Source organism: Listeria goaensis, assembly GCF_900186125.1.
GTDB lineage: Bacteria > Bacillota > Bacilli > Lactobacillales > Listeriaceae > Listeria > Listeria goaensis.
The window spans coordinates 106,068-120,949 of the sequence record NZ_FYBQ01000002.1 but is presented as its reverse complement, the minus strand read 5'-3'; the positions used below and the strand labels follow the sequence as shown (position 1 = coordinate 120,949).

At 41.0% G+C, this 14,882-nt stretch carries 17 protein-coding genes and 2 tRNA genes; all 19 read left to right on the top strand.

The genetic code is table 11. The features are described from left to right. Positions 1 to 18 precede the first annotated feature (18 nt). The 19 genes from alr to CFT42_RS03060 all read left to right on the top strand — a co-directional run bounded on the left by alr (position 19) and on the right by CFT42_RS03060 (position 14,331). The gene (gene alr / locus CFT42_RS03150) at positions 19 to 1,137 is read left to right on the top strand and encodes an alanine racemase (RefSeq protein ID WP_088815349.1); all 1,119 of its coding nucleotides are present in this window, start codon (positions 19 to 21) and stop codon (positions 1,135 to 1,137) included. 217 nt (positions 1,138 to 1,354) lie between these two features. Beyond that, on the top strand, positions 1,355 to 1,633 hold the full coding sequence (locus CFT42_RS03145) for a CopG family transcriptional regulator (RefSeq protein ID WP_088809188.1): 279 nt from the start codon (positions 1,355 to 1,357) through the stop codon (positions 1,631 to 1,633). Between the two features lie 4 nt (positions 1,634 to 1,637). Next, positions 1,638 to 1,982 (top strand): type II toxin-antitoxin system PemK/MazF family toxin, encoded by a 345-nt coding sequence (locus tag CFT42_RS03140; RefSeq protein WP_088815348.1) that lies wholly within the window; start codon positions 1,638 to 1,640, stop codon positions 1,980 to 1,982. A 241-nt stretch (positions 1,983 to 2,223) separates the two neighbouring features. Continuing rightward, on the top strand, positions 2,224 to 3,057 hold the full coding sequence (locus CFT42_RS03135) for an RsbT co-antagonist protein RsbRA (protein ID WP_088815507.1): 834 nt from the start codon (positions 2,224 to 2,226) through the stop codon (positions 3,055 to 3,057). 4 nt (positions 3,058 to 3,061) lie between these two features. Beyond that, entirely contained in the window at positions 3,062 to 3,418 is a 357-nt protein-coding gene (locus CFT42_RS03130) for an STAS domain-containing protein (protein ID WP_088809186.1), read from the top strand. A gap of 2 nt (positions 3,419 to 3,420) precedes the next feature. Then, a complete protein-coding gene (locus CFT42_RS03125; RefSeq protein ID WP_088809185.1) occupies positions 3,421 to 3,831 on the top strand; it encodes an anti-sigma regulatory factor in 411 nt (136 codons plus the stop codon). A 12-nt stretch (positions 3,832 to 3,843) separates the two neighbouring features. Next, positions 3,844 to 4,860, top strand: coding sequence for a PP2C family protein-serine/threonine phosphatase (locus CFT42_RS03120; protein WP_088809184.1), 1,017 nt, complete (start codon positions 3,844 to 3,846; stop codon positions 4,858 to 4,860). 57 nt (positions 4,861 to 4,917) lie between these two features. Beyond that, positions 4,918 to 5,262: an STAS domain-containing protein gene (locus CFT42_RS03115; RefSeq protein ID WP_088809183.1), complete on the top strand. Its 345-nt coding sequence runs from the start codon at positions 4,918 to 4,920 to the stop codon at positions 5,260 to 5,262. Then, positions 5,246 to 5,719 carry an anti-sigma B factor RsbW gene (gene rsbW, locus CFT42_RS03110; protein WP_088809182.1) on the top strand — a complete coding sequence of 158 codons (474 nt, stop codon included), beginning with the start codon at positions 5,246 to 5,248 and terminating at the stop codon, positions 5,717 to 5,719. The genes CFT42_RS03115 and rsbW overlap by 17 nt, the downstream gene beginning before the upstream one ends. Next, the gene (gene sigB / locus CFT42_RS03105) at positions 5,697 to 6,479 is read left to right on the top strand and encodes an RNA polymerase sigma factor SigB (RefSeq protein WP_088809181.1); all 783 of its coding nucleotides are present in this window, start codon (positions 5,697 to 5,699) and stop codon (positions 6,477 to 6,479) included. Before rsbW ends, sigB begins: the two co-directional genes overlap by 23 nt. Further along, entirely contained in the window at positions 6,475 to 7,077 is a 603-nt protein-coding gene (locus CFT42_RS03100) for a PP2C family serine/threonine-protein phosphatase (protein WP_162859611.1), read from the top strand. Before sigB ends, CFT42_RS03100 begins: the two co-directional genes overlap by 5 nt. A gap of 84 nt (positions 7,078 to 7,161) precedes the next feature. After that, entirely contained in the window at positions 7,162 to 9,321 is a 2,160-nt protein-coding gene (locus CFT42_RS03095; RefSeq protein ID WP_088815346.1) for a Tex family protein, read from the top strand. Position 9,322: 1 nt separating this feature from the next. Beyond that, a complete protein-coding gene (locus CFT42_RS03090; RefSeq protein WP_088815345.1) occupies positions 9,323 to 9,796 on the top strand; it encodes a SprT family protein in 474 nt (157 codons plus the stop codon). A gap of 55 nt (positions 9,797 to 9,851) precedes the next feature. Then, positions 9,852 to 9,924, top strand: a tRNA-Asn gene (locus CFT42_RS03085). Between the two features lie 6 nt (positions 9,925 to 9,930). Continuing rightward, a tRNA-Ser gene (locus tag CFT42_RS03080) sits at positions 9,931 to 10,021 on the top strand. Positions 10,022 to 10,163: 142 nt separating this feature from the next. Further along, positions 10,164 to 11,474, top strand: coding sequence for a ribosome biogenesis GTPase Der (gene der / locus CFT42_RS03075; RefSeq protein ID WP_088809177.1), 1,311 nt, complete (start codon positions 10,164 to 10,166; stop codon positions 11,472 to 11,474). Positions 11,475 to 11,491: 17 nt separating this feature from the next. Further along, entirely contained in the window at positions 11,492 to 12,508 is a 1,017-nt protein-coding gene (locus tag CFT42_RS03070) for an NAD(P)H-dependent glycerol-3-phosphate dehydrogenase (protein WP_088809176.1), read from the top strand. A gap of 162 nt (positions 12,509 to 12,670) precedes the next feature. Beyond that, positions 12,671 to 13,651 (top strand): tyrosine-protein phosphatase, encoded by a 981-nt coding sequence (locus tag CFT42_RS03065; RefSeq protein ID WP_088815344.1) that lies wholly within the window; start codon positions 12,671 to 12,673, stop codon positions 13,649 to 13,651. A gap of 404 nt (positions 13,652 to 14,055) precedes the next feature. Next, positions 14,056 to 14,331: an HU family DNA-binding protein gene (locus CFT42_RS03060; RefSeq protein ID WP_088809174.1), complete on the top strand. Its 276-nt coding sequence runs from the start codon at positions 14,056 to 14,058 to the stop codon at positions 14,329 to 14,331. The last annotated feature ends 551 nt before the right edge of the window (positions 14,332 to 14,882 follow it).

The window sequence follows — 14,882 nt, the reverse complement described above, 5'->3', positions numbered from 1 at the left end:
GGAAAGCGAGTGTTTCAAATGGTAACCGGATGGCATAGACCGACATGGATCGAAGTGAATTTAAACGCAATTGAAGCCAATATTAAAAACGAACAAAAACAATTACCTAAAAACGTCGAAATCTTCGCTGTTGTAAAAGCCAATGCTTACGGACACGGCATGATTCCCGTCGCGGAAGCCGCAAAAAAAGCAGGTGCCACAGGTTTTTGCGTAGCCATTCTTGACGAAGCGTTAGCGCTTCGTGCGGCCGGATTTAGCGATCCAATTTTAGTCATGGGCGCCATTTTAGTTGAAGACGCCGCCTTAGCTAGCGAAAACGACATCTCCATTACCGTTTTTCACCAAGCCTTTTTTGACGAACTAGACTTAAATGAGGGCAGCCGCCCGCTTAAAATTCACCTAAAGGTCGATACCGGAATGGGCCGCCTAGGCTTCCGCACAAAACCAGAAATAAAAACGGCTCTAAAAAGCTTGAACGAAAATGCGCAGCTGCATTTCGAAGGCATCTACACGCATTTTGCAACCGCCGACGAAATCGATACAACATATTTTAATACGCAGTGGGACAAATTCCAAGACATGCTAACCGCACTACCAGAAAAGCCTCGCTACGTTCACGCTGCCAATTCCGCCACATCGCTTTTACATGCAAAAGCGCAAAACCAGTTCAACGCAATCCGCTTCGGCATCGGCATGTACGGGCTCCCGCCATCAACCGAAATTGAAGCGAAATTGCCATTTAAATTACAGCCGGCACTCTCCCTTTTTTCAAAAATCGTGCAAGTAAAAGAATTGCACCCTTCCGACCACGTGAGCTACGGCGCAACTTATGAAGCGAACAAAAACGAATGGGTCGGAACAGTCCCAATTGGTTACGCAGACGGAATAATCCGTCACTACAGCGGCTTCCACGTTTTAGTAGCCGGCAAACCATGTGAAATCATCGGGCGTGTCTGCATGGACCAACTTATAATCCGCCTCCCCAATTATGTTGATGTTGGGACAAAAGTAACGATAATCGGGAAAGACGGCGCTACCTCAATATCTGCGACCGATGTAGCCGAGTATTTAGATACCATTAATTATGAGGTAACGTGTTTATTATCAGACCGCTTACCAAGAATTTATCCATCTTAGAAGTCTATTTTCGTGCTTTTATTAAAAAGGAAGTTTATAATGTAGTGCATAATACAAAATAACTAGATTGGCCTGAAAATTTTCCGTTTCCATAGGACTAATAGCTAGAATTTGCTTATTTTACTTAGAAAAACCATAAAAATACTTTTCTAAAATAGCACATAATGGTACCATAGAGGTGATACAAGTTTTGTACGCAGCTTTGGGGGTGTAAGACGTGTTAGAAAGAGAACAACACAAAGAAATTTCTATTGTATTGTCTCAAGCAGTGATTGATGAACTCGACCGTCTAGTAGAAGAAGAAAAAGTGGAGCGGAGTGAAGTAATTATGGAAGCAACTCAAGAATTTTTGAAACAGAAGAAGGCACGTGAAATGCGCACAGAAATGGAACGTGGCTACACAGAAATGGCCAAAATTAATTTTGCAATCGCTTGTGAATGCACTCATGTTGAGGCAGAGGCAGAAAGTAAGAATATTGAAGTATTAGGAGGTTAGGCTTTTGATTAAGCGTGGTGATGTTTACTACGCGGATCTTTCCCCCGTGGTCGGTAGCGAGCAGGGGGGAATACGGCCTGTTCTCATCATTCAAAACGACATCGGCAATCGTTTTAGCCCAACCGTTATTGTTGCGGCCATTACTGCGAAAATTCAGAAAGCAAAACTACCCACACATATTGAAGCAACCAAAAAACATGGTTTTGACCGAGATTCGGTTATCTTACTAGAGCAGGTTAGAACGATAGATAAGCAGCGTTTAACAGATAAAATCACCCATTTGGACGATGAACTCATGGATAAAGTAAATCGCGCACTTGAAATTAGTTTAGGAATTGTTGAGTTCTAAAAAATACATAATCAAATGGGAAAAACGAATGATGGTAATAGGGTCAAGATTTCGCGAAAAAGACGTTTTAAATGACGGGCTACTTGTACATAATTCTAAACAATCATATTGAAATGTCTGAAGTACCTGGCATAAGAAGCATCGAACCTATGTTGTTCAAAAAATGTTTCCTTATGGCAGGTTTTTTGAAACAAAAAGAGAGTTTAACTAGGTGGTAGAAGAAAGGTTGGATTTTAACACGATGTATAAAGATTTTGCGAATTTTATCCGTTTAAATCGAGATGACATTTTATCCGAATGGATGAATGAGATGAAGCTACAGGTAGATTCACGAATATCCGATGTTGTAACGGAAGTCATGTATGAAGAAACAAGTCATGAATTTATTGATTTAATCATTTCAAACGTCATTGAAATAGAAACATTCAATGATAAACTAGACGATTTTGCTGAGAAAGTAGTGCTCTTAGGCTGGCCGGTACATTTTGTAACAACCGGTTTACGCATTTTCGGATTGCTCGTCTACAAACAAATTCGTGATGAAGCATTTTTCAAAAAAAGAGAGGCCACAGCGGAAAAAGACGCTTATTACCGTTTTGAAAACTGGTTATCTTCCATGTATAACAAAATCGTAACAGCTTATGCAGATACGTGGGAAAAAACTGTTTCAATTCAAAGACTGGCACTACAAGAATTATCGGCACCGCTCTTACCGATTTTTAACAACATCTCCGTCATGCCTTTAATCGGAACCATCGATACAGAACGCGCACGTCAAATTATGGAAAACCTACTTATGGGGGTTGTCAAGCATCGTTCTGAAGTAGTGCTCATTGACATTACAGGTGTTCCAGTTGTAGATACAATGGTTGCACACCATATTATCCAAGCTTCTGAAGCAGTTCGGCTCGTTGGTTGCCAGCCGATGCTTGTTGGTATTCGACCAGAAATTGCACAGACCATCGTTAATTTAGGGATAGAACTTGATCAGATTATTACAACAAACACCTTGAAGAAAGGAATGGAACGTGCGCTAGCTTTAACAAATAGAGAAATAGTAGAAAAAGAGGGGTGAAACTGTGGGGATTCCAATTTTGAAATTAGGTGAATGTTTATTAATTTCGATTCAAAGTGAACTAGATGATAAAACAGCGATGGAATTTCAAGAAGACCTTCTGGCGAAAATTCATGAAACTTCTGCTCGTGGAGTCGTGATTGATATTACGTCCATTGATTTTATTGATTCTTTTATTGCTAAAATTCTAGGGGATGTCGTCAGTATGTCAAAATTAATGGGAGCGCGTGTTGTTGTAACGGGAATACAACCAGCAGTCGCGATTACATTAATTGAACTTGGGATTACATTTGAAGGTGTTCTTTCAGCCATGGATCTTGAAAGTGGCCTTGAAAAATTGAAACAGGAATTGGGGGAATAGAGATGAATTTCCAATCCTGTGTAAAAATTACGGATGAATGGGATATTGTTTCAGCTAGACAACTTGGAAGAAAAATTTCAAAAGAAATTGGCTTTGGTACAGTTGATCAAGCGAGAATTACAACAGCCATTAGTGAGCTTGCAAGAAATATCTTTCTCTACGCTGGAACAGGGGAAATATGTATTACGAAAGTAACTGAAACGGGAAAACAAGGGTTACAAATTGAAGCAAAAGATAAAGGACCAGGTATTTTGGATATTAGAAAAGTTATGCAAGATGGCTTTACAACATCAGGCGGATTAGGTGCAGGGCTCCCAGGAGTAAAACGTCTTATGGATAGTTTTAATATTGATTCCTACACAAGTGGGGACGAAAAAGGGACGATCATTGTTGCAACGAAGTGGGTTCGCTAGGGGGCAATTAAAATGAACGAACGATTTAATGAGCAATATAAAGAGATTTTATTTGAATATTTACAACATCAGGATGAGGAAATTTTATATAGCTGTGAAAAACTAACAAAAGTGGCTATGGAAAATAATATTCCACCAGAAGAAATTATTAACATTCATCGTTCTGTTCTTGAAGAATATGATTCAAATTTGCCGGAACATGTCAGAAAATCATTTGATGTTTTACTGGAAATGATGATTGGCTATGGTTTAGCCTATTTAGAGCATATCAGCTTGCGAACAGAGCAACGTGCGCTTCGAAGCGAAATTGAACAAGCTGAGACGATTCAAAAAACGTTAATGAAAACCGATTTGCCTTGTCAAGAAGGCATGGAATTTGGTGTTGTCAGCAGATCAGCAAGACAGATGAGCGGAGATTATTATTCGTTTATCCGCGACGAATTGGTTCCAGATAAAGTCTCCGTTGCACTTGCTGATGTTGTCGGTAAAGGTATCCCAGCTGCTTTTAGTATTTCGATGATAAAATACGCACTAAACAATATGGTCGGCGAAAAGTTTACACCTAGAACAGTGCTTGAATCTTTAAATGAAATTGCCGAAGAAAATATTAATGACAACATGTTTATTACGATGTTTTTTGGAGTTTACCATGCGGATGCACATTTATTCGAGTATAGTTCGGCGGGGCATGAACTGGGCTTGCATTATCAAGCAGAAACCGCAACATTTTCAGATTTATATGCTAAAGGATTGCCACTTGGCGTGGATAAACAGGCGCAGTATCGCGAATTTGAAAAAGAGGTAGCCGAAGAAGATGTCATTTTCATCATGTCAGATGGCGTTACGGAAGCTAAAGTGGGAAATGATTTCATCGAACGAGATGACTTGATTAAGATTTTTGACACATACATACATTTAGAACCACAAAAAATGGTTGAGGCCATTTATAATCATTTACTTAAAATGCAAAATTTTTTATTGCATGATGATTTTACGCTAATCGCAATAAAGCGAAGCAAGCAGGTTTAAAGACAAAAGGGTTAGGGTAATAGCACTGGGTATACCAAAATTTAATGAGGTGACAAAATGAACATTAAAATCGAAATTAAAGAGCAGAATGAAAATACGGCAAGTGCTTTTGTCATTGGGGAAATCGACGCCTATACGGCTCCAAAACTAAAAGAAGCGCTTGAAGGTTTTCAAGATAAAAAGCGTTTTGTTTTAAAAGTCGATTTAACAGAAGTTGGTTATATGGATAGTACAGGACTTGGCGTTTTTGTGGGCGTATTTAAAAACTTGCGTTCAAACGAGAGCGAATTGGTGCTCATTGGTCTTTCTGAACGATTGTATCGCCTATTTGAAATTACTGGACTGTCGGATATTATTGAAATCAAAAATATAGAGGGTGAAATGAATGGCAACAACGTGTGATAAAATTGAGCTACTGCTTCCGGCAAAACCAGAATATGTGAGTCTTGGTCGCCTTGCGCTTTCTGGTATTGCAAGTCAAGCCGGTTTCTCCTATGAAGCAATTGAGGATTTAAAAATTGCCGTGAGCGAAGCGATAACGAATTCGATTCATCACGGGTTAAAAGAAGTGGCAGACGGTGAAGTGAGAATTGAGTTTAAGTTGTATGAAGACAAACTAGACGTCATTGTCACAGACAAAGGAAAAAGTTTTAATCCAGAAGCGAAAAAAGCCGATATTGGGCCATACAAAGTTGGAGATGAAACAGATGTTATGCGCATTGGAGGCTTAGGATTATTTCTGATTGAAACACTTATGGACGATGTGAAGTTGTATTATGATGACGGAGTTTCCGTTGTAATGACCAAATATATTGATGAAAAGCAGGTGGGGGAGAATGCAGAGAGTGTCTCAACCTGATAAAGATGCCGCAAAAGCAAAAGTCTATGAATGGATTCAGGCTTACCAAGAGACGGGCGATGACGAGGCGCAGTATCAGCTCGTTGTGCACTATAAAAACTTGGTTGAGTCCATCGCGCGTAAATATTCGCAAGGAAAGTCTTTTCATGAAGATTTAGTTCAAGTCGGAAACATTGGCCTACTCGGAGCAATTCGTCGCTATGATGCCACTTTTGGTAAAAGCTTTGAAGCATTTGCTGTCCCAACTATTGTCGGCGAAATCAAGCGGTTTTTACGAGATAAAACGTGGAGTGTCCACGTGCCGAGACGAATAAAAGAACTTGGTCCTAAAATTAAAAATGCGGTTGAAGAGCTGACACGGGAAATGCAAACCTCACCGCAAATCAAAGACATCGCCGCTTACATTGGTGTTTCTGAAGAAGAGGTCTTGGAAGCAATGGAAATGGGCAAGAGCTATCAAGCACTTTCTGTTGACCATTCTATTGAAGCAGATTCAGACGGCAGTACGATTACACTTTTAGACGTTGTCGGTAACAATGATGACGGTTTTGAACAAGTGAATCAACGGATGCTTTTAGAAAAGGTACTTCCAGTTTTAGATGAACGTGAGCAGAAAATTTTGCAATATACGTTTATTGAAAATCGCAGTCAAAAAGAAACAGGCGAACTGCTTGATATTTCGCAAATGCACGTATCACGTATTCAACGCCAAGCCATCAAAAAGTTGCGAGATGCTTTGCAAAATGAGGAAGTGGATTGAAATGGCAACGGAGAATAAATTAGATTTATTCACTTTCCAACGCGCTAAGCTGCTCCAGCAGTATTGTGGTGATGTTTTTTACACGTATGAAAAAGACGATCATTTTTTATGCGTTTTAGCAGATGGATTAGGAAGTGGTTACGAGGCGCATCTTGCAGCGAAAGCCATAACGGACACTGTGGAAAATGAACCAGAGGCGGATTTGGTGACTATGATTGAACATTGCAATCAGGCTGTTTCTGGCCTTCGAGGTGCTGCAGTTGCCATTATACGCGCCCATTTTAAAACACAAAAGTTGGCATATGTCGCTCTTGGTAACATTCGTTTTTACATGCTTGATAGTCATGGGAAATTAAGTTTTCCGCTTTCTACAACTGGGTTTCTGTCTGGAAGAAAACAGCATTTTAAGCAAAAGAATATGGAATTTAAGCCCGGCTCAAAATTTCTGCTCCATTCAGACGGATTAGTTTTAAAAAAAGTGAAAAATTATTTAACTTCAGCGCAGTGCCTTGCGAAAACGGGGTACGACATCGAGCGCTTAGTGCCGGATATACCAATGGATGATGTTACTTTTGTGCTTGGGAAATTCCCCGAATAGAGAACCGAACTGTCATTTTTAAATGGCAGTTTTTTCTATTTATTGATACACTAGAAAAGAAGGAAGTTCGAGGAGGTACATACCGTGGAAAAAAGTGTCTTACCATTTATTTACAAGAAATTAACTTATAAGCCCGCGCAAATTGATGCAGTAATTGGATTGCTTGAAGAAGGGAATACCGTACCGTTTATCGCCCGCTACCGTAAAGAAAAAACGGGCAGTCTTGACGAAGTCGAAATTCGAGATATTGAAGAAACTTACCAATATATCACCAAGCTAGAGGCGCGAAAAGAAGAAGTCATTCGTTTAATTGAGGAACAAGGAAAATTAACGGAAGAACTACGTAAACAAATTTTAGGGACGGATAAACAACAAACATTAGAAGACCTTTACCGCCCTTTTAAACAAAAGAAAAGAACAAAAGCGACCATTGCGAAGGAACAAGGTTTACTGCCACTCGCTGAATGGTTACTCACATTTTCTGACGGAAATCCTGAAGAAGAGGCGGCGCGTTATATTTCGGCTGAAAACAACGTTCAAACTGTCGAAGAAGCGCTGCAAGGTGCGCACGAAATTATCGCCGAACAAGTGAGCGATGTGGCGGAGTATCGCAAATGGATTCGCGATTTTACGCGTAAATTTGGGATGATTGTTTCCACGAAGAAAAACGATGCTGAGGACGAAAAAGCTGTTTACGAAATGTATTACGAGTATCAAGAAATGATTGCTAAAATGCAAAATCACCGTGTCCTTGCTTTCAACCGCGGCGAAAAAGAAGGCGTTCTCCGTGTTGCTGTACAAGTCGATACGACGAAAATTCACCACTTTTTAGAAGAAAGCATGTTGCCGAAAAAGGAGAACGCTTCCGTTCAAGTCGTCCGCGTCGCGATTTTAGATGCCTACAAACGTTTCATTGGACCAGCAATTGAACGTGAAATTCGCGCCGAGTTAAGCGAAATCGCCGAAGATCACGCGATTGATATTTTTTCAGAAAACTTGCGAAAATTACTCTTGCAACCGCCGTTAAAAGGCAAAGTCGTGTTAGGCGTTGACCCAGCGTATCGTACAGGCTGTAAACTCGCCGTTTTAGATTCTACAGGAAAAGTGCTTGAAATTGGCGTTATTTATCCGCATACAGCTAAAGCGCGCCGGCCAGAAGCTAAACAAAAAGTAACCGAGTGGCTTTCGAAATATGCTATTGAAATCATCGCCATTGGTAATGGAACGGCATCGCGAGAAACTGAGCAATTTATTGTAGAAGTCATAAAAGAAGCAAATAGCCAAGCGTTTTATACGATTGTAAACGAAGCCGGCGCAAGTGTTTATTCCGCTAGTGATGTGGCGCGTGAAGAGTTTCCTGATTATCAAGTCGAAGAACGAAGCGCCGTTTCAATTGGTCGCCGTCTGCAAGATCCGCTCGCCGAATTGGTTAAAATCGATCCGAAATCAGTTGGCGTTGGCCAGTATCAGCATGACGTAGCACAGAAAAAATTAAATGATACTTTGACGTTTGTCGTCGAAACGGCTGTAAACCAAGTTGGCGTAAACGTGAATACCGCATCAGCCGCGTTGCTCCAATATGTGGCAGGTTTAAACAAAACGGTTGCGGGGAACATTCGCAAATATCGCGAGGAAAACGGGCCATTTCAATCGCGTGCCGAACTGAAAAAAGTGCCCCGTCTTGGCGCAAAATCATACGAGCAAAGTATTGGCTTCATGCGAATTCTAGAAGGGAAGAATCCGCTTGATAAGACCGCAATTCACCCAGAAAGCTATGCTGCCGCGAAACAACTCATCGAAAAAGCTAATCATACGGTAAAAGATATCGGGTCAGACAGCTTAAAACAAGCGCTCGCCGATTTGAATGTCACAGAAACCGCCAAAGAACTTGAAATCGGGGTAGAAACGCTAAAAGATATCATTCAAAACCTAATTGCGCCCGGGCGTGACCTACGTGATTCGCTCCAAGCACCCATGCTAAAACAAGACGTTATCAAGATGGAGGATTTGAAAGCGGGAATGGAGCTTCAAGGGACCGTTCGAAATGTGGTAGATTTCGGAGCCTTTGTTGATATCGGTGTCAAACAAGATGGACTAGTTCACATTTCGAAACTAAGCCGTTCGTTCGTCAAAAATCCAATGAGCGTCGTTTCAGTAGGCGATATCGTGACCGTCTGGGTAGAAGAAGTCGATTTGAAGAAAAACCGTATCGCACTTTCTATGGTAGGACCTGCAGGGGCGTAAAATGGAACAAGCGGAATTACAAAAATGGATGGAAGAAACATCGCTTCGATACTTTGATAAAGTGTTTAAACATCAGGCGCGTTTTAATTCAAGGTTGCGGACAACGGGCGGGCGCTACCTGCTTCGTTCGCACGATATTGAAATGAATCCGAAATATTTGTTTCATTACGGCGCAGACTATTTTTTAGGCATTATGAAGCACGAACTCTGCCATTACCATTTGCATTTAGAAGGAAAAGGCTATATGCATCGCGACGCTGAATTTCGCGCCCTTTTAAAAGCAGTCGATGCCCCGCGCTTTTGTAAAGCTATCGAGCCGGACATTCCGAAGCACGTCTATGTTTGTGAACAATGCGGGCAAGACTTTTTTAGGAAAAGGAAGTTTAACGTGAATCGTTATGCGTGCGGGAAATGTGGTGGGAAGTTGCAATATATAGCGAATGGAACAGCTTCAAGCAAGCGAAATTTCAACTGAAATTTCGCTTGCTTTTTTATAAAAAGCTGATTATAATTAAATTTGTTAAGTTTATTCCACAGTAGCTCAGTTGGTAGAGCAATCGGCTGTTAACCGATCGGTCGCAGGTTCGAGTCCTGCCTGTGGAGTCACTCGGAGAAATACTCAAGAGGCTGAAGAGGCGCCCCTGCTAAGGGTGTAGGTCGCTAACGCGGCGCGAGGGTTCAAATCCCTCTTTCTCCGCCATAAACGTATCACACAAGCTTTATCTTTTTCTGGTAAAGCTTTTTTTATGTTTAAATTTCAGCTGTTGCGATAAGGGGCAATTACTGATAAACTTAATAAAGTCTGATAAATAGGAATTTGAAAGAAAAAGAAGGTGAATAGAATGGTGAAACCAGTTGTAGCAATTGTAGGTCGACCGAACGTTGGGAAATCGACCATTTTTAACCGCATTGTCGGGGAACGTGTTTCTATCGTAGAAGATGTCCCAGGCGTAACGCGTGACCGAATTTACAATACAGCAGAATGGCTTGGAAAAGAGTTTAATATTATTGATACGGGCGGAATCGAAATTGGCGACGAGCCGTTTTTAGACCAAATCCGTGCACAAGCAGAAATCGCAATTGATGAAGCGGATGTCATTATTTTTATTGCAAATGGTCGTGAAGGCGTGACTGATGCCGATGAACAAGTCGCTAAAATTTTATATCGTTCGCAAAAGCCAGTCGTTCTGGCCGTCAACAAAGTAGATAACCCTGAAATGCGCGATCAAGTGTATGATTTTTATTCACTTGGTTTCGGTGAGCCCTATCCAATTTCTGGTTCGCATGGGTTAGGACTCGGGGATTTGCTTGATGAAGTACGCAAACATTTCCCGCAAGAAGAAGAGGACGAATACGATGATGATGTGATTAAATTTTCATTAATCGGCCGTCCGAACGTTGGGAAATCCTCACTTATTAACGCCATGCTAGGCGAAGACCGAGTTATCGTCTCAAATATCGCAGGAACGACACGCGACGCGATTGACACCGGTTATACGTTTGAAGATCAAGAATACGTTATGATCGATACGGCCGGTATGCGGAAAAAAGGGAAGGTTTACGAAAGTACTGAAAAATACAGCGTTTTACGTGCCATGCGCGCCATCGAGCGCTCCGATGTCGTCCTTGTCGTTTTAAACGCCGAAGAAGGTATTCGCGAGCAAGATAAACGAATTGCTGGCTATGCTCACGATGCAGGCCGCGCGATTATCATCGTCGTAAATAAATGGGATGCCATCGAAAAAGATGAAAAAACAATGAATACTTTTACGGAAGATATTCGCGAACAATTCCAATTTCTAACATACGCACCCATCGTTTTTGTATCAGCATTAACGAAAAAGCGCTTGACCAATTTGTTCCCGCTTATCAACCAAGTGAGCGACAATCATTCACTGCGCGTGCAGTCGAGCATGCTTAACGATGTCATTAGTGATGCCGTTGCAATGAATCCGGCACCGATGGATAAAGGAAAACGACTTAAAATTTTCTATACGACCCAAGTGGCTGTCAAACCGCCCGCTTTTGTTGTGTTTGTCAATGAACCCGAACTTATGCACTTTTCATATGAACGCTTCTTAGAAAACCGAATTCGTGAAGCATTTCCATTTGAAGGGACACCAATTCGCGTGATACCACGTAAGCGGAAATAGAAATGGAGGAGTTTATTTTGACTAAAAAACAAATCGCAGTTCTCGGTGCGGGAAGCTGGGGAACTGCTCTTGCTATGGTTTTAGCCGACAATAATGAAGAGGTTTTTATTTGGGGAAATCATCATGCGATTGTTGATGAGATTAACCAGTCGCATAAAAATGCTCATTATCTTCCAGATATTCAGCTACCGGAGTCCATTCGGGCTACGCTTTCGCTAGAAGAGGCAATCAGCCATGCAGATATGCTCGTCATTGCGATTCCGACAAATGCGATGCGCATCGTTTGTAAACAGCTAAATGACACGCTTACGGAGCCGAAAATCATTGTTCATGTAAGCAAAGGAATTGAACCTGAAACGAATTTACGCATGTCTGAAGTGATTGCGGAAGAAATTGATGCGACAAAACGGAAAGGCATTGTAGTCCTTTCTGGTCCGAGCCATGCCGAGGAAGTCGCTCTTCGTCATCCAACAACGCTTTGTGCAAGTAGCCATGATTTAGCGCTGGCCGAGCAAGTTCAAGACGTTTTTATCAACAATAATTTGCGCATTTATACCAATGAAGATGTTGTAGGTGCGGAAATTGGCGGAGCCCTTAAGAATATCATTGCGTTAGGTGCAGGGATTTCTGACGGTCTTGGCTACGGAGATAATGCGAAAGCGGCATTAATGACCCGTGGAATGGCGGAAATTACGCGTCTAGGGGTTGCTGTAGGTTCTCATCCGCAAACGTTTTACGGCTTAACAGGGATTGGCGATTTAATCGTTACCTGTACGAGCGTGCACTCCCGCAACTGGCGAGCTGGTAACATGCTTGGCAAAGGAAAAAGTTTAGATGAGGTGCTAGAAAGCATGGGCATGGTCGTAGAAGGCGTCCGAACGGCAAAAGCGGTTTACGGTTGGGCAGAAAAACTGAACATCGATATGCCGATTTCAAAAGCGATTTACGAAGTGCTTTTTGCCGAAAAAGATCCAGGCGAAGCCGTTGATATGTTGATGGGACGCGAGAAAAAAGTAGAGAAAGAGAAGTTTTAAAACCGAAAACTCTAAAATAGAGTGATTTTAAAGCGATTTATACGCCTTGGAAATGTAGAAACCTATAAAACAAGCCATTTATCTTATTAAAAAGCTGACTCTATTTTAGAGTCGGCTTTTTTTGCGGATTATGCTAGAATAAAAATCAAGAGGAGGGATAAAATGTTAGTCATTCAGGAAGAAAAACAATACAACATTACTTTTGATGAAAAAATTGAAAACGGCTCCATTTTGTACGTCGATACAAAGCCTGAAAAAACAAAGGCGAGCCGCCAAATTGCAACCTTGACAGCGGTTCCGGAAACTATCGCCCACACGTCTGAAACAAAGACACGTCCCTATTTTATTTTAGAACAACCGAATGGTGAGATAACCGTTTCAACCCAGCGGATTCTAAACTTTGAAGGTACGTTTAATTTCCGCGATTTAGGCGGCTACATGAATGAAAACGGCAAGCAGGTAAAGTGGGGGGCACTGTATCGCTCTGGCAATTTAGCAGGCCTCACCAAAAATGACGTAGCACAAATTGAACAGCTTGGCATCAAATGGATTTGCGATTTGCGTAGCACAACCGAAGTGACCGCACAACAAACGCCTGAAATCCCCAACATTCCAAATCTCAACATCCCAATTGGTACAGCTAAAAATGAACCAGCGGAAAAACAAAAGTTAGATTTGCCAACGGATAGCGCGATTTATGAACCGCTGATGGGGGAAAGCTATAAAGTTTTTGCAACGTCGCTCGGTAGCTATCGCGAAATTTTCGAACAAATTCTCACACGTCAAACACCATTTTTATTCCACTGTACCGCCGGAAAGGACCGTACAGGCGTTTTAGGCGCCCTTTTATTAAAAGTACTAGACGTTCCAGAGAAAACGATTTTTAACGATTATGAGCTTACAAACCAGTATACGGACGAGATTTTAAGCGAAATGGTTGATTTAATTAAAGCGTTCACTGGAAATGACGTCCCGCTTGGGCTAGATGCCATTCGACCAATGGCAGAAGCAAAGCCGAGCTATCTGGAAATTGCGTTTACAGAAATGGAAAAGAAGTATGGTTCTGTAGAGGCATTCATTGAAGAAGGAATTGGCATTAATAGCGATATGAAAGCGTGTTTACAAAATATGCTTTTGTATTAAACTAGGCGAAGAAACCTAGATTTTTCAGGCAACAGACATATTTTTGCTTTGTTTTTATGAGGAAAAAGAACTATTTTCGTTCCAAGCGATGATTTCGCTTGCTATTATAGGTCTTCCAAGTTAGTATTATGTGTAACAGATTGATACTATCACGTTTTAAGCGTAATGTATTATGTTTGAAATGTTAAGAAATAGTGTCAATTTGGCATAAATCCTTGCAGTCGCGGGGATTATGTGATAATCTTTTATCAGAATTACTGCAAAGGCTTGCATTTAAGCCGTTTCGGTCTTAATTCTTCAAAGATTTTTCTTAAGCCTTAAAGTGATTTTGGGAAAAGGAACGTCCAAGTAATAATTAAGACCTGATTATTTTGGATTATTCTTTTGAGGGAGGTGAAACAAAAATGGCAAACAAAACAGATTTAGTAAACAGTGTAGCTGAAAAAGCTGAACTTTCTAAAAAAGATGCTGCGAAAGCTGTAGAAGCATTATTTGAAACTATTCAAGAAAACCTTTCTAAAGGTGAAAAAGTTCAATTAATCGGTTTCGGTAACTTCGAAGTTCGTGAACGTGCTGCTCGTAAAGGTCGCAACCCACGTACTAAAGAAGAAATCGACATTCCAGCAAGTAAAGTACCAGCATTCAAACCTGGTAAAGCGCTTAAAGAAGCAGTAAAATAATCTACATACGACTTTAAGCTAAAAACTACCCATCCACTTTGTGGATGGGTTTTATTGCGTTTCTTAACGCTTTAGCGTTTAGAAACGCAATATAAGACCGAACGGAGAGAGGTGTTAATCCATAAAAGAAAATGACGCTTTAGCGTTTAGAAACGCAATATAAGACCGAACGGAGAGAGGTGTTAATCCATAAAAGAAAATGACGCTTTAGCGTTTAGAAACGCAATATAAGACCGAACGAAGAGAGGTGTTAATCGATAAAATCCCCCGCGCATCAAGAGCTGCCATTCAGACGGCTTTCTCACCAAACTTAACCTTCTGCCCCTCCCAATCACTCCCATACGAATCAGTCCTAAGACGGATAAGCCATACTTTCCTAGACGTTGGAAAATAAACGTTAGGTCAGCTATAATTATTTTATAAGCAAAAATTTTCAGTTAACTATTTATTGGCGTTAATTAAATTACAAGAAAGGAGCTTTTTTACAAAAAAATAATTGTAAATGAATGGTAATTAAGGTATGGTAAAGGTATAGCAGTTGCGCATGACCT

Excerpts from the sequence above, each read along its gene's own strand:
- CFT42_RS03090 (WP_088815345.1), top strand. The coding sequence starts at position 9,323 with ATGGAACAAGCGGAATTACAAAAATGGATGGAAGAAACATCGCTTCGA.
- CFT42_RS03115 (WP_088809183.1), top strand. The coding sequence starts at position 4,918 with ATGAACATTAAAATCGAAATTAAAGAGCAGAATGAAAATACGGCAAGT.
- CFT42_RS03125 (WP_088809185.1), top strand. The coding sequence starts at position 3,421 with ATGAATTTCCAATCCTGTGTAAAAATTACGGATGAATGGGATATTGTT.
- CFT42_RS03120 (WP_088809184.1), top strand. The coding sequence starts at position 3,844 with ATGAACGAACGATTTAATGAGCAATATAAAGAGATTTTATTTGAATAT.
- rsbW (WP_088809182.1), top strand. The coding sequence starts at position 5,246 with ATGGCAACAACGTGTGATAAAATTGAGCTACTGCTTCCGGCAAAACCA.
- CFT42_RS03065 (WP_088815344.1), top strand. The coding sequence starts at position 12,671 with ATGTTAGTCATTCAGGAAGAAAAACAATACAACATTACTTTTGATGAA.
- CFT42_RS03060 (WP_088809174.1), top strand. The coding sequence starts at position 14,056 with ATGGCAAACAAAACAGATTTAGTAAACAGTGTAGCTGAAAAAGCTGAA.
- alr (WP_088815349.1), top strand. The coding sequence starts at position 19 with ATGGTAACCGGATGGCATAGACCGACATGGATCGAAGTGAATTTAAAC.
- CFT42_RS03135 (WP_088815507.1), top strand. The coding sequence starts at position 2,224 with ATGTATAAAGATTTTGCGAATTTTATCCGTTTAAATCGAGATGACATT.
- der (WP_088809177.1), top strand. The coding sequence starts at position 10,164 with ATGGTGAAACCAGTTGTAGCAATTGTAGGTCGACCGAACGTTGGGAAA.
- sigB (WP_088809181.1), top strand. The coding sequence starts at position 5,697 with ATGCAGAGAGTGTCTCAACCTGATAAAGATGCCGCAAAAGCAAAAGTC.